The sequence below is a fragment of the Streptomyces sp. 135 genome (assembly GCF_020026305.1).
Classification (GTDB): domain Bacteria; phylum Actinomycetota; class Actinomycetes; order Streptomycetales; family Streptomycetaceae; genus Streptomyces.
The window spans coordinates 6,666,527-6,679,630 of sequence record NZ_CP075691.1 but is presented as its reverse complement, the minus strand read 5'-3'; the positions used below and the strand labels follow the sequence as shown (position 1 = coordinate 6,679,630).

General features: G+C 72.8%; 9 protein-coding genes and 1 pseudogene. 4 read left to right on the top strand and 6 right to left on the bottom strand.

Annotated elements, in window-relative coordinates; genetic code table 11:
* Nucleotides 1-86: 86 nt before the first annotated feature.
* Entirely contained in the window at nt 87-1,088 is a 1,002-nt protein-coding gene (locus KKZ08_RS30070; RefSeq protein WP_223777410.1) for a sigma-70 family RNA polymerase sigma factor, read from the bottom strand.
* An 86-nt stretch (nt 1,089-1,174) separates the two neighbouring features.
* Here KKZ08_RS30070 and KKZ08_RS30065 point away from each other — a divergent pair, with 86 nt between their 5' ends.
* Entirely contained in the window at nt 1,175-2,281 is a 1,107-nt protein-coding gene (locus KKZ08_RS30065) for an alkene reductase (RefSeq protein WP_223777409.1), read from the top strand.
* A gap of 250 nt (nt 2,282-2,531) precedes the next feature.
* On the top strand, nt 2,532-4,061 hold the full coding sequence (locus KKZ08_RS30060; protein ID WP_223777408.1) for a UDP-N-acetylglucosamine 1-carboxyvinyltransferase: 1,530 nt from the start codon (nt 2,532-2,534) through the stop codon (nt 4,059-4,061).
* 296 nt (nt 4,062-4,357) lie between these two features.
* On the opposite strand, the gene KKZ08_RS30055 is transcribed toward KKZ08_RS30060, so the two are convergent.
* From KKZ08_RS30055 to KKZ08_RS30045, 3 genes are all read right to left on the bottom strand, one after another.
* On the bottom strand, nt 4,358-5,104 hold the full coding sequence (locus tag KKZ08_RS30055; RefSeq protein ID WP_223777407.1) for a hypothetical protein: 747 nt from the start codon (nt 5,102-5,104) through the stop codon (nt 4,358-4,360).
* A gap of 116 nt (nt 5,105-5,220) precedes the next feature.
* Nucleotides 5,221-5,619 (bottom strand): RidA family protein, encoded by a 399-nt coding sequence (locus tag KKZ08_RS30050; RefSeq protein ID WP_223777406.1) that lies wholly within the window; start codon nt 5,617-5,619, stop codon nt 5,221-5,223.
* Nucleotides 5,620-5,658: 39 nt separating this feature from the next.
* A complete protein-coding gene (locus KKZ08_RS30045) occupies nt 5,659-6,792 on the bottom strand; it encodes an acyl-CoA dehydrogenase family protein (RefSeq protein ID WP_263303365.1) in 1,134 nt (377 codons plus the stop codon).
* On the opposite strand from KKZ08_RS30045, the pseudogene KKZ08_RS30040 reads away from it, so the two are divergent.
* Both KKZ08_RS30040 and KKZ08_RS30035 read left to right on the top strand, forming a co-directional pair.
* A pseudogene (locus KKZ08_RS30040) lies at nt 6,766-8,205 on the top strand (AMP-binding protein); the annotation flags it as partial. The gene KKZ08_RS30045 and the pseudogene KKZ08_RS30040 overlap by 27 nt on opposite strands.
* Nucleotides 8,206-8,209: 4 nt before the next feature.
* Complete coding sequence (locus KKZ08_RS30035) at nt 8,210-9,037, top strand: PaaX family transcriptional regulator C-terminal domain-containing protein (RefSeq protein WP_223777404.1); 828 nt, start codon at nt 8,210-8,212, stop codon at nt 9,035-9,037.
* A 20-nt stretch (nt 9,038-9,057) separates the two neighbouring features.
* Here the strand turns inward: KKZ08_RS30035 and KKZ08_RS30030 are convergent, their stop codons facing one another.
* Together KKZ08_RS30030 and KKZ08_RS30025 are read right to left on the bottom strand one after the other, a co-directional pair.
* The gene (locus tag KKZ08_RS30030) at nt 9,058-11,328 is read right to left on the bottom strand and encodes a bifunctional salicylyl-CoA 5-hydroxylase/oxidoreductase (RefSeq protein WP_223779245.1); all 2,271 of its coding nucleotides are present in this window, start codon (nt 11,326-11,328) and stop codon (nt 9,058-9,060) included.
* Between the two features lie 725 nt (nt 11,329-12,053).
* Complete coding sequence (locus KKZ08_RS30025; protein ID WP_223777403.1) at nt 12,054-12,881, bottom strand: enoyl-CoA hydratase family protein; 828 nt, start codon at nt 12,879-12,881, stop codon at nt 12,054-12,056.
* Nucleotides 12,882-13,104 lie beyond the last annotated feature (223 nt).

Below are 13,104 nucleotides of genomic sequence, written 5' to 3'. Positions count from 1 at the left end.
CCGCTAAGGTAAGGCTTAGTTAGGTAACCCTTACCAAGGGGCGGCTTCTGGTGCGCCTCGGCAGATATCTCGATGTCGAGATAACTCTAGTACATGACCCGGCGTGACGACGAGGGGTGTCGCCCTGTGCTGCCCCCGGCCGCCGTGCCGGCACCGGCCGCCGGGAGCACCGCCAGGTCCAGCGCGCGCAGCCGCCGCCGGTCCGCGATCACCTCGTACGCCGCGACCCGGCCGCCCTCGACACGGATCCGCAGCGCGAGGAGCAGCCGCCCGCAGGGGGCCACGACCAGGCCGACGGTGCCGTCGATCAGCGCGGGCTCGGCGAAGCGGGCGTTGCGGCGGAGCAGGACCGTCTCCTCGGCCACGGCCCGGGCGCCCTGGATCCGTGCGGCGCGGCCCCCCGGCAGCGCGGTGAGGTCGGCGTCGCGTACGACATCGGGGGCGAGGACGGTGAGCAGCGCCGCGAGGTCGCCGCTGCGGGCGGCCGCGAGGAAGGCCTCGACGACCCGCCGCTCCTCTTCGAACTCCGGGGCGGCGGCGCGTGGCGCGCCGCGGACCTTGCCGCGCGCACGGCTCGCGAGCTTCTTCGTGGCGACCGGGGTGCGCTCCACGACGGGCGCGATCTGCGCGAACGGCACGGCGAACAGATCGTGCAGCACGAAGGCGACGCGTTCGGCGGGGCCCAGCGTGTCGAGGACGACGAGCAGGGCGCGGCCGACCGACTCGGCGACCAGTGCCTGTTCCTCGGGTTCCTGGGGTTCCTGGGGTTCGCTCCCTCGCCAGGCAGCGCGCCCGCCGAGGTGGTCGGGGAGTGTGCCGCCGACCGCCTCCTCGTGGCGTGCCGCGCCGGAGCGCAGCATGTCGAGGCAGAGGCGGGAGACGACGGTGCGGAGCCAGGCGGCGAGATTCCCGATCTCCTCGGCGTCGGTACGGCTCAGCCGCAGCCAGGCCTCCTGGACGGCGTCGTCGGCGTCACTGAGCGAGCCGAGCATGCGGTGGGCGACGCCGCGCAGCTGCCCCCGGTGGGCCTCGAACCGTTCCGCCAGTGCCTGCTGCACGTCGCCTGCCTGCTGCTGCCCGTCGTCCATCGGTCACCTTTCCGGCTCGTTCCCCGTCACCTTCATGACGCGCGCCATGAGGCGACCGTGACATCGGCCCGCGAAGGAGACACGCCATGACCACCACCACTCCGTCCGCCCTCACCCAGCCCCTGCTCGGCGGCTTCGACCTCGGGGACCTGCGCCTGCCCAACCGCGTGGTGATGGCCCCGCTCACCCGGGCCCGTGCCACGGGTGAGGGCCTCGCGCCGACGGAGCTGCACGCCGCCTACTACGGGCAGCGGGCCGGGGCGGGACTGATCGTGACCGAGGGGACCTGGGTCAGCGAGCGGGCGATCGGCTTCGTCCACGTCCCCGGCGTCTACACGCGGGAGCAGGTCGCCGGCTGGCGGCGCGTCACCGACGTCGTACACGCGCTCGGCGGCCGCATCGTGCAGCAGCTGTGGCACACGGGCGCCGCCTCGCACCCCGACCACCTCGGCGGCGAACTGCCCGCCGGGCCCTCGGCGGTAGACCCGTGCGAGAAGTCCTTCACGGCGAACGGCTTCAAGGAGACGGTCACGCCCCGCGCGATGAGCCTCGCGGCCATCGAGGAGACCGTCGAGGAGTACCGCGTGGCCTCCGAGAACGCCCGGCGCGCCGGGTTCGACGGCGTCGAGATCGGCGCCCTCGGCGTCTTCCTGCTCGCCCAGTTCCTCAACCCGAGGCTCAACCGCCGTACGGACGCCTACGGCGGTGACCGCGCGCGGCGGCGGCGCCTGCTGCTCGACGTCGTCGACGCGACGGCCGCGGCGTGGGGCCGCCGGGGCGTGGGCGTGCGGCTCTCGCCGTGGTGGACCGGTGGCCGCTTCACCGCCGACGCGGCGACGCTCGCGGACTACGACGAGCTCGTGACCGCCCTCAACGACCACCCGGTGGCCTATCTGCACCTGCGCGGCCCGGACCTCACACTCCCCTCGGACACTGCGGACCCCGGGGTGTTCACCCGCCACCGGCGGCGCTTCGACGGCCCGCTCATCGTCAACAACGGCTTCGACCAGGCCGGCGCCAACACGGCCGTGCGGGAGGGCGTCGCGGACGCCGTGTCGTTCGCCCGGCACTTCGTCGCCAACCCGGACCTCGTCAGCCGGTTCGCGCTGGGCCGCGAGTTGGCCGCCGGTGACCCGGCCACGTACTACGAGGGCGGAGCGCGGGGATACGTGGACTATCCGGCGGCGGGGTGACGGGGGGGCCGGAGCGGCGCGCGGTGCTCGCGAGTGGCTCTTGTGGCCGATATCGCTCCCTCGAAGTGCGCCGCACGCGGGGCGGATGCAGAGTGGAACCGACGCACTGTCGTCGGCAGGACGCGCTGCCGCCGCCCGGGTGACGCGGGCGGCGGCAACTCCCTCGCGGGGAGCGGCCCGCGGAGGACCGCTTCCCGAACGGCCCACCCCAGCGCGCGCGTCATCTCATATCTGAGATAGCCTGCGACGCATGGCAGACGACTACCTCGTACGCATCGGCAAGCTCATCCGCGACGCCCGTCAGCACCGGGGCTGGACGCAGACACAGCTCGCCGAAGCGCTCAGCACCAGCCAGAGCGCCGTGAACCGCATCGAGCGCGGCAACCAGAACATCAGCCTTGAGATGATCGCCCGTATCGGTGAGGCGCTCGACAGCGAGATCGTGTCGCTCGGCTACGCCGGGCCGATGCACCTGCGGGTGGTCGGCGGCCGCCGGCTCTCCGGCTCCATCGACGTCAAGACGAGCAAGAACGCGTGCGTGGCGCTGCTCTGCGCGTCGCTGCTCAACAAGGGCCGTACGGTACTGCGCCGGGTGGCCCGCATCGAGGAGGTCTACCGCCTCCTCGAGGTGCTCAACTCCATCGGCGTACGCACCCGTTGGATCAACGACGGCGTCGACCTGGAGATCGTGCCGCCCGCCAAGCTGGAGATGGACGCCATCGACGCGGAGGCCGCGCGCCGCACCCGCTCGATCATCATGTTCCTCGGCCCGCTGCTGCACCGCATGGACCGCTTCAAGCTGCCGTACGCGGGCGGCTGCGACCTGGGCACCCGCACGATCGAGCCACACATGATCGCGCTGCGCCGGTTCGGCCTGGACATCGCGGCGACCGAGGGGCTGTACCACGCCGAGGTCGCGCGGGACGTCTCCCCCGACCGGCCCATCGTCCTCACCGAACGCGGGGACACCGTCACCGAGAACGCGCTGCTGGCCGCCGCCCGCAGCGACGGCACGACGGTCATCCGCAACGCCTCCTCCAACTACATGGTCCAGGACCTGTGCTTCTTCCTGGAGGCGCTCGGCGTCAAGGTCGAGGGCATCGGCACGACGACGCTGACCGTGCACGGCGTGCCGACCATCGACGTCGACGTCGACTACTCCCCCTCCGAGGACCCGGTCGAGGCGATGAGCCTGCTCGCCGCCGCCGTCGTCACGGAGTCCGAGCTGACGGTGTGCCGGGTGCCGATCGAGTTCCTGGAGATCGAGCTGGCGGTCCTGGAGGAGATGGGCCTGGACCACGACCGCTCGGCGGAGTACCCCGCGGACAACGGCCGCACCCGCCTCATCGACCTCACCGTGCGCCCCTCCAAGCTGGAGGCGCCCATCGACAAGATCCACCCGATGCCGTTCCCCGGCCTGAACATCGACAACGTCCCGTTCTTCGCGGCCATCGCGGCGGCGGCGCAGGGCAAGACGCTGATCCACGACTGGGTCTACGACAACCGCGCGATCTACCTCACGGACCTCAACCGCCTCGGTGGCCGCCTCCAACTCCTCGACCCGCACCGGGTCCTGGTGGAGGGCCCGACCCGCTGGCGCGCCGCCGAGATGATGTGCCCGCCCGCGCTGCGCCCCGCCGTGGTCGTCCTGCTCGCCATGATGGCGGCCGAGGGCACGTCGGTGCTGCGCAACGTGTACGTGATCAACCGCGGCTATGAGGACCTGGCGGAGCGGCTGAACTCCGTGGGGGCGCAGATCGAGACGTTCCGGGACATCTGAGGGGCACCGGGCCCGTAAAACACGAAGAGCGGCCCGGGGAGGAATTCCGGCGGGCCGTTCTTCAGGCGTGGGTCACGGAGTTGTTGACGCTTCCTTCATGTCCGCCTGGCTGGGGTCGGCGAGGATACTACAGTCGAACAACTCTTCGAGCAGTCCGTCGTAGGCACGTGGGCCGCACCGAAGCCGGCGAGCCCCATCACCGTTCGATCCGGAAGCCCCGCCCAGCCTCACCTGGTCGTCGGCGCGGCCGAGGCAGTCCAGGGAGCCGTCCGGCGGCCAGCGAGAGCAAGGAGCGATCACCGACCCGCCGCCGCGGCTTCCTTGAGGTCCACCACCTCGCCCTCGGACGGGGTCTTCGGGCGTACGGGCTTGCCGTAGTCGGAGAACGTCGCCTCGTTCGGCTCGTCGCCACCCTTCACGGTGGTGCGCAGGATGTACGGCTCGCCCTCCGTGGCGACGTACATCGTGTGCGTCTCGCCCCCGGACGCCTTCTTCTTCAGGGCGATGGCTTCCTTCCCGCCGACGGTCGTGGTGTCGCCCTTCTTCATGCCTTTACGGGTCGACTTGTCCTCGTCCATCGAGGCGATCAGGCCCTGCTTGTCGCACATGCCGGACGTCGAGGCGTCGTCGGCGGGCATCTTCACCCACTTGTCCACGACCTTGGACATCACCTTGTCGGAACCCGGCTGGTTCTTCAGGCTGTTCTTCCAGTACTGCTCGTCGCCGCGCACGTACAGCGTGCCGTTCATGTGCCGCAGCTCGGCCTTGGCTCCCGCGTTGTCGACGGTCCCCTCGCAGTTCTTCTCCTGGTCCACCACGAGGTCCAGGCTGACCGTCCTGCCGTCCTGCCGCATGTCTCCCTTGAGGCGCATCGAGTCGGCCTTCTTGGTGGCCTCGACCGCCTTGGCGGCGATCTGGTCGGCGCTGTCCTTGGCGAAGGGCTTGTCGGAGCCACCCCCGTCGCCTCCGTCACCGCAGCCCGTCAGCAGAGCGGCCGACAGCCCGACGATCCCGATGACACCCGAAACCTTGCTCGCACGCACGTCTTCACCCCTCCTCGACACCGCGGTCCCGTTGACCGCGGCTGTCTCCGTGTACCCCGCAACTCCGGAGCAACGCGGGTCAGTTGACCGGCGGCACGAGAGGAGGCTGGCGGCCCTCAGTCCAGGACCGCCACCCCGTCGAGCTCGACCAGGGCCTGGCCGTCCCACAGCCGGACGGCGCCCACCACCGCCATCGCGGGATAGTCGCGGCCCGCCAACCGCCGCCAGATGCGGCCCAGTTCGGGCGCGTGCTCACGGTAGTCGGCGACGTCCGTGGCGTACACGGTCACGCGGGCGAGATCGGCGGGGGTGCCGCCCGCGTGGCGCAGGGCGGTCAGGAGGTTGGTGAGCGCCCGCTCGAACTGCGCGGGCAGTCCGGCTCCGACGACCTTGCCGTCGCCGTCCAGGGAGGTCTGCCCGGCGAGGAAGACGAGGCGGGACCCGGTCGCGGTGACGGCGTGCGAGAAGCCGGTGGGCGGGGAGAGTTCGGCGGGGTTCACGCGGTGCAGGGGCATGGTGCGGCTCCAGGGGTGAGGGGGCGAGGGCGGTATCCGTTATCGGTCGTACAGCTCCTTGGCGATGATCGTCCGCTGCACCTCGCTCGCCCCCTCATAGATCCGCGGCGCCCGCACCTCTCGGTAGAGGTGTTCCAGGAGGTGGCCCCGTTGGAGCGCGCGGGCGCCGTGCAGTTGGACCGCCGCGTCGACCACGTACTGCGCGGTCTCCGTGGCGAGCAGCTTCGCCATGGCCGCCCGTCGCGCGATGCCGGGGGCCCTGGCACCCTCCGCGCCCGCCGCCCCCATTTCGTCGTACGCCGCCGCTGCCGCGTAGACCATCAGGCGGGCCGCCTCGGTGCGCGTGGCCATCTCGGCGATCTGGTGGGCGACGGACTGGAGGTCCTTCAACTTGCCGCCGAACGCGTCCCGTTCCGCGGTGTGGGCGAGGCTCGCGTCCAGCGCGGCGGTGGCCATGCCGACCGCGAAGGCGCCGACGCTCGGGCGGAACCGGTTCAGGGTGGTCATCGCCACCTTGAAGCCCCGGTCGACCTCGCCCAGGACGTCGTCGCGGCCGACCCGTACGGAGTCGAAGGCGAGCGCGCCGATCGGGTGCGGGGAGAGCATGTCGAGGGGCGTGCCCGTCAGGCCCGGCCGGTCGGCGGGGACGAGGAAGGCGGTGACGCCGCGCGCCCCTGCGCCCGGGGACGTACGGGCGAAGACGGTGTAGAAGTCCGCTTCGGGGGCGTTGGAGATCCAGCGTTTCCCGCCCGTGAGGCGCCAGCCGCCGGACCCGTCCGGCTCCGCCGTCAGGGACAGGGCCGCCGCGTCGGAGCCGGCGCCCGGTTCGGAGAGCGCGAAGGCGGCGATGGCGCGCCCGGCGCGGGCCTCGGGCAGCCAGCGCTCGCGCTGCGCCGCTGAGCCGTACGCGTGCACGGGGTGGGCGCCGAGCCCCTGGAGCGCGAGGGCGGTCTCGGCCTCCGTGCAGGCGTAGGCGAGGGATTCGCGCATCAGGCAGAGGCCGAGGGCGCCGGACGCGGGGCCCGCTCCCTCCCCCTCCCCCTCCTCGAACAGGCGGTCGAGCAGGCCGAGTTCGCCCAGCGTCTCGACCAGTGGCCGGTTCACAGCTGCTCGCCCGCTGCGGCCCTTCCACTCCCGCCAGAGACCTGGACGTACGGCCGGCTGCGCGGCCACGTCGACCGCATCGCGCACGCGCTGACCTCCGAACTCGACGTCCGGCCCGGCGAGCGGGTGCTGCTGCGCGGACCCACCACGACGTGGCTCGCGGCCTGCTGGCTCGCGGTGATGAAGGCGGGCGCCATAGCCGTGACCGTGCTCGCCCAGCAGCGCGCGCAGGAGCTCGCCACCATGTGCGAGATCGCCGAGGTGCGGCACGCGCTGTGCGACGTCCGCTCGGTGGACGACCTGATCAAGGCCGGTGTGCCGGGCCTGCGCGTCACGACGTACGGCGGTGAGGGCCCCGACGACCTGCTGGCGCGCGCCGCCCGGCAGCCCGGGCGCTATGAGGCCGTGGACACGGCCGCCGACGATGTCGCACTCATCGCCTTCACCTCCGGCACGACGGGCCGCCCCAAGGGCTGTATGCACTTCCACCGCGATGTGCTCGCCGTCGCCGACACCTTCGCGCGGCACGTCCTCAGGCCGGTTCCCGACGACGTGTTCGCGGGCAGCCCGCCGCTCGGCTTCACGTTCGGGCTCGGCGGTCTCGTCATCTTCCCGCTGCGCTTCGGCGCCTCGTCGGTGCTGCTCGAACAGGCGGCCCCCAAGCAGCTGTTGCCCGCGATCGAGCGGCATCGCATCACCGTCCTGTTCACCGCGCCGACCGCGTACCGCACCATGCTGGACCAGCTCGACGGACACGACGTCTCTTCCCTGCGCCGCTGCGTCTCGGCGGGCGAGAACCTGTCGGCGGCCACCTGGCAGGCGTGGCACCGGCACACGGGGCATCGCGTCATCAACGGAATCGGCGCGACGGAACTCCTGCACATCTTCATCTCCGCCGCCGACGACGCGATCCGGCCGGGTACGACGGGGCGGCCCGTGCCGGGCTGGCAGGCGCGCGTCGTGGACGACTCCGGCGCGCCGGTGCCGGACGGCGAACCCGGACTGCTCGCGGTGCGCGGCCCGGTCGGCTGCCGCTATCTCGCCGACGAGCGCCAGCTCCAGTACGTGCGCCACGGCTGGAACATCACCGGCGACACGTACGTCCGCGACGCCGACGGCTACTTCCGCTATGTCGCGCGCGCCGACGACATGATCATCTCGGCGGGGTACAACATCGCGGGGCCCGAGGTCGAGGAGGCGCTGCTGCGGCATCCGGACGTCGCGGAGACGGCTGTCGTGGGGCACCCCGACGAGCTGCGCGGACAGATCGTCGTGGCATATGTGGTGCCGCGCGAGGGCGCGCCGCGGGACGCGGAGCGGCTGCGGGCGTTCGTGAAGGCGGAGCTGGTCCCCTACAAGTGTCCGCGCGAGATCGTCTTCCTGGACGCGCTGCCGAGGACGGCGACGGGCAAGCTCCAGCGGTTCCGGCTGCGTACGCCACCCGCCACGTATCCTGCGGCCGGGCCGGGGCCCGTAGAGTGATCACGTGTCCGAGCAGCACACTCCACGGTCCCTGATCGTCACCTTCTACGGCGCCTACGGGCGGGCAGCGCCCGGCCCGGTGGCGGTCGCCGAGCTGGTGCGCCTCCTCGCGCCGGTCGGCGTCGACGCGCCGTCGGTGCGTTCGTCGGTGTCCCGGCTCAAGCGGCGCGGGCTGCTCGTACCGGCGCGCACCGAGTCGGGTGCGGCGGGGTACGCGCTGTCGCCGGACGCCCGTCAGCTCCTGGAGGACGGCGACCGGCGCATCTACGGCCCGCCGGGCTCGCGGGACGCGCGGGAGGGGGCGGGCTGGGTCCTCGCCGTCTTCTCCGTGCCGGAGGCGGAGCGCCACAAGCGGCACGTGCTGCGTTCGCGCCTGGCGGGGCTCGGCTTCGGTACGGCGGCGCCGGGCGTCTGGATCGCTCCCGCGCATCTCTACGAGGAGACCCGGCACACTCTGGAGCGCCTCCAACTCGCTTCGTACGTCGATCTGTTCCGGGGCGAGCATCTGGGTTTCGCGGCGACGGCGGAGGCGGTGGGCCGGTGGTGGGATCTCGCCTCGCTGGCCAAGCAGCACGAGGCGTTCCTGGACCTCCATGAGCCGGTGCTGCGTTCCTGGGAGGCCCGGGGGGACGCGCCCCCGCCGCCCGAGGAGGCCTACCGCGACTACCTCCTGGCCCTCGACTCCTGGCGCCAACTGCCCTACGCCGACCCTGGGTTGCCCGCCGACCTGCTGCCGGCGGGCTGGCCGGGCGCGCGTTCGGCCGCGGTGTTCGCCGGGCTCGACGGGCTGCTGCGGGAGGCGGGCGCGCGCTTCGTGGCGCCGCAGGAGTGAACCAACCCCTCCCCCTCCCGTCAACTACTCAGCGACAGACGGGGCTTGGGTGCGTCGGTGCGGCCGGTCTGGGGGCGGCGGCTGCCCGCGCGGTACGGGAGCGGCCAGACGGCGCCCGGACCCGCGTACTCCTGCTCGGCCGCCGCGTGCAGGGTCCAGTGGGGGTCGTAGATGTGGGGCCGGGCCAGTGCGCAGAGGTCCGCGCGGCCCGCGAGGAGCAGGGAGTTGATGTCGTCCCAGGAGGAGATGGCGCCGACGGTGATGACGGGGATGCCGGTCCGGTTGCGGATGAGGTCGGCGTAGGGCGTCTGGTAGGAGCGGCCGTACGCGGGGCGTTCGTCCGCGACCACCTGGCCGGTGGAGACGTCGATCGCGTCGGCGCCGTGGGCCGCGAAGGCGCGGGCGATCTCCACGGCGTCCTCGGCGGTGGTGCCGCCGTCGGCCCAGTCGGTGGCCGAGATGCGGACGGTCATGGGCTTCCCGGCCGGCCACACCTCCCGGACGGCGTCGAAGACTTCGAGGGGGAAGCGGAGGCGGGCGGAGAGGGAGCCGCCGTACGCGTCCGTGCGGTGGTTGGTGAGCGGGGAGAGGAAGCCGGAGAGCAAGTAGCCGTGCGCGCAGTGGAGTTCGAGGAGGTCGAAGCCCGCGTCGCATGCGCGGCGGGCCGCCGCGACGAACTGCTCGCGGATCTCCGTGAGCCCGGCGCGGGTGAGCTCGCGGGGGGTCTGGCTGCCGGGCTTGTACGGGAGCGGTGAGGCGGCACGGAGCGGCCAGTTGCCGTCGGGCAGGGGGTCGTCGATGCCTTCCCACATCAGTTTCGTGGAGCCCTTGCGGCCCGAGTGGCCGAGCTGGACGCCGATCGCCGTGCCGGGGGCCTGGGCGTGCGCGAAGTCGGTGACGCGCCGCCAGGCCCGCGCCTGCTCGTCGGTGTAGAGCCCGGCGCAGCCGGGGGTGATGCGGCCGTGTTCGCTGACGCAGACCATCTCGGTCATGACCAGGCCGGCGCCGCCCAGGGCGCGCGCGCCGAGGTGGACGAGGTGGAAGTCGCCGGGGACGCCGTCCACGGCGGAGTACATGTCCATCGGGGAGACCACGACGCGGTTGCGCAGGGTGAGGTCGCGGAGGGTGAAGGGCGTGAACATGGGGGGCGTGCCGTCGGGGCAGCCGAATTCGCGCTCCACGGAGCGGGTGAAGCGGGCGTCGCGCATCCGGAGGTTGTCGTGGGTGACGCGGCGGCTGCGGGTCAGGAGGTTGAACGCGAACTGGCGTGGTGGCTGGTCGAGGTGGTCGGGCAGGCGCTCGAACCACTCCAGGCTGGCGCGGGCGGCGCGTTGCGTGGACTCGACCACGGGGCGGCGTTCCGTCTCGTACGCCTGGAGGGCGCTCGGGATGTCCGGCTGTTCCTGGAGGCAGGCGGCGAGCGCGAGGGCGTCCTCGACGGCGAGCTTCGTGCCGGAGCCGATGGAGAAGTGGGCGGTGTGCGCGGCGTCGCCCAGCAGGACCGTGTTGCCGTGCGACCAGCGGGAGTTGACGACGGTGCGGAAGGTGGTCCAGGCCGATTTGTTGCCGTGCAGGGGGCGGCCGCCGAGGGCCTCCGTGAAGATCTTGGCGCAGCGGTCGGTGGACTCGCGTTCGTCGAGGCCGTCGAAGCCGGCGGCCTCCCAGACCTCCTCGCGCATCTCGACGATGACGGTGGACGCGCCAGGACCGGAGGCGGAGAAGGGGTAGCCGTGGAGCTGCATTACGCCGTGCTCGGTCTCGGCGATCTCGAAGCGGAAGGCGTCGAAGGCGAAGTCGGCGGCGAGCCAGATGTAGCGGCAGCGGTGGGTGGTGATCGTCGGCCGGAACGCTTCGGCGTGCGTCTCGCGGGTGAGGCTGTGCACGCCGTCGGCGGCCACGACCAGGTCGTACGCCGTGGCGAGTGCGGCGGCGGGCGGCGCTTCGGTGCAAAAGCGCAGCTCGACGCCGAGCTCGCGGCAGCGGGTGTGCAGGATCTCCAGGAGCCGCCGCCGCCCGAGCGCGGCGAAGCCGTGGCCGCCGGAGGTGTGGCGCCGGTCGCGGTGCACGATGTCGATGTCGTCCCAGCGTACGAACTCGGCCTGGAGGGCGGCGTAGACGACGGGGTCGGCGTGCTCGATGCCGCCGAGCGTCTCGTCGGAGAGGACGACCCCGAAGCCGAAGGTGTCCTCGGGGGCGTTGCGCTCCCAGACGGTCACTTCACGCGCGGGGTCGAGCCGCTTGAGCAGAGCGGCGGCGTAGAGCCCGCCGGGGCCGCCGCCGATTACGGCGATGCGGTGGGGGGCGGTCTCCGGGGTCGCGGGGCCTTCGGCGGGGGCAGGGACCGCGCGCGCCGAAGCCACGCCATCCCCCGCGCCCCGCCCGGCGGACGCAGCGGCTTCCACCACCGCCGGGCCCTCGCGGCGGACGGGGACCACGGCCTCACCGACAGACGCGGAGCCTTCGGCAGAGGCAGGGACCACGGCCTCGCCGGCGGACGCGGAGCCTTCGGCGGAGGCAGGGACCACGGCCTCGTCGATGGACGCGGAGCCTTCGGTAGAGGCAGGGACCGCGCGCGCCGAAGCCACGCCATCCCCCGCGCCCCGCCCGGCGGACGCAGCGGCTTCCACCACCGCCGGGCCCTCGCGGCGGACGGGGACCACGGCCTCACCGGCGGACGCGGAGCCTTCGGCAGAGGCAGGGACCACGGCCTCGCCGGCGGACGCGGCCCTCCCACCGACCGCGGACTGCCGCGCCAGCGGGGCCCGTCCGTCGGCCGCGGACTGCCCCACCACCTCAGCGCGCCCGTCGGCCGCAGACTGCCCTACCACCGCAGCCCGTCCGTCAGCCGCAGACCGCCCCACCACCCCCGCGGGACCCACCCGCGACGAAGACCCGCCACCCCCGGCACCCGCGCCCCGCGCCGCCACCCCGCTTCCCCGCGGTCCGAGGGGTGGGGTGGGCGTTGCCGTGACGTCCGGCCTGGGGAAGGGGGCGGCGGGCCCCCTCTTCCCCGCCCTCACCGGCCCTGCCACTTCGGCGGCCGCTTCTCCGTGAACGCGGCGTGGAACTCGGCGTAGTCCTCGCCGTTCATCAGCAGTGCCTGGGTCGCCGCGTCCAGTTCCACGGAGGCGGCCAGCGGCATGTCCAGTTCGGAGGTGAGCAGCGCCTTCGTCTGGGCGTAGGCCAGGGCCGGGCCGTCGGCGAGGCGGCGGGCCAGGGTCCGGGCGGCCTCCGCCGCCTTGCCTTCGTCCGTCAGCTCGCTGATCAGGCCGATCCGCTCGGCCTCCGGGGCCCGCACCGCGTCGCCCAGCATCAGCAGCCGCGTGGCGTGGCCGAGGCCGACGACGCGGGGCAGGAGGTAGGCGGCGCCCATGTCGCCGCCGGAGAGCCCGACCCGGGTGAAGAGGAAGGAGAAGCGGGCGCTCGGGTCCGCGACGCGGAAGTCCGCGGCGAGGGCGAGCACGGCGCCGGCGCCCGCGGCGACCCCGTGCACGGCGGCGATCACCGGGAAGGGGCACTCCCTGATGGCCCGCACGACCTGGCCCGTCATGCGGTTGAAGTCGAGGAGCTGGGCGGTGTCCATGGCGAGGGTCGCGCCGATGATCTCGTCGACATCGCCGCCCGAGCAGAATCCGCGCCCCTCACCGCCGAGCACGAGGGCGCGTACGGACTTGTCCCGGGAGAGCTCGGCGAGGAGGTCGCGCAGGTCGGCGTAGGCGCCGAAGGTGAGCGCGTTGAGCCGGTCGGGGCGGGCGAGGGTGACCGTGGCGACCCCGTCGTCGACGGCGAGGAGCAGATGCCGCCACTCGGGGGTGCGGGATGCGGAGCCGGTGAAGGGACTCATCAGGTGCGGCCTCCTCGGCCTGAGGGCTGAGATCGCTTGAGTCTGAGTTCGTGAGTCTGAGTTCGCTAACCCCGAAGCTATCACCGATTCATGACTGTCGTCATGAGTACGCGATACGGTCACAGAGAGCCCAGGGTCGGAGGTCCCGCGCAGGCCCGACCGTCGCCCCTGTCGACGTAGCGCTTAGGATTCGTACGGTTGAACGCAGCACCGCCTGCTGCCC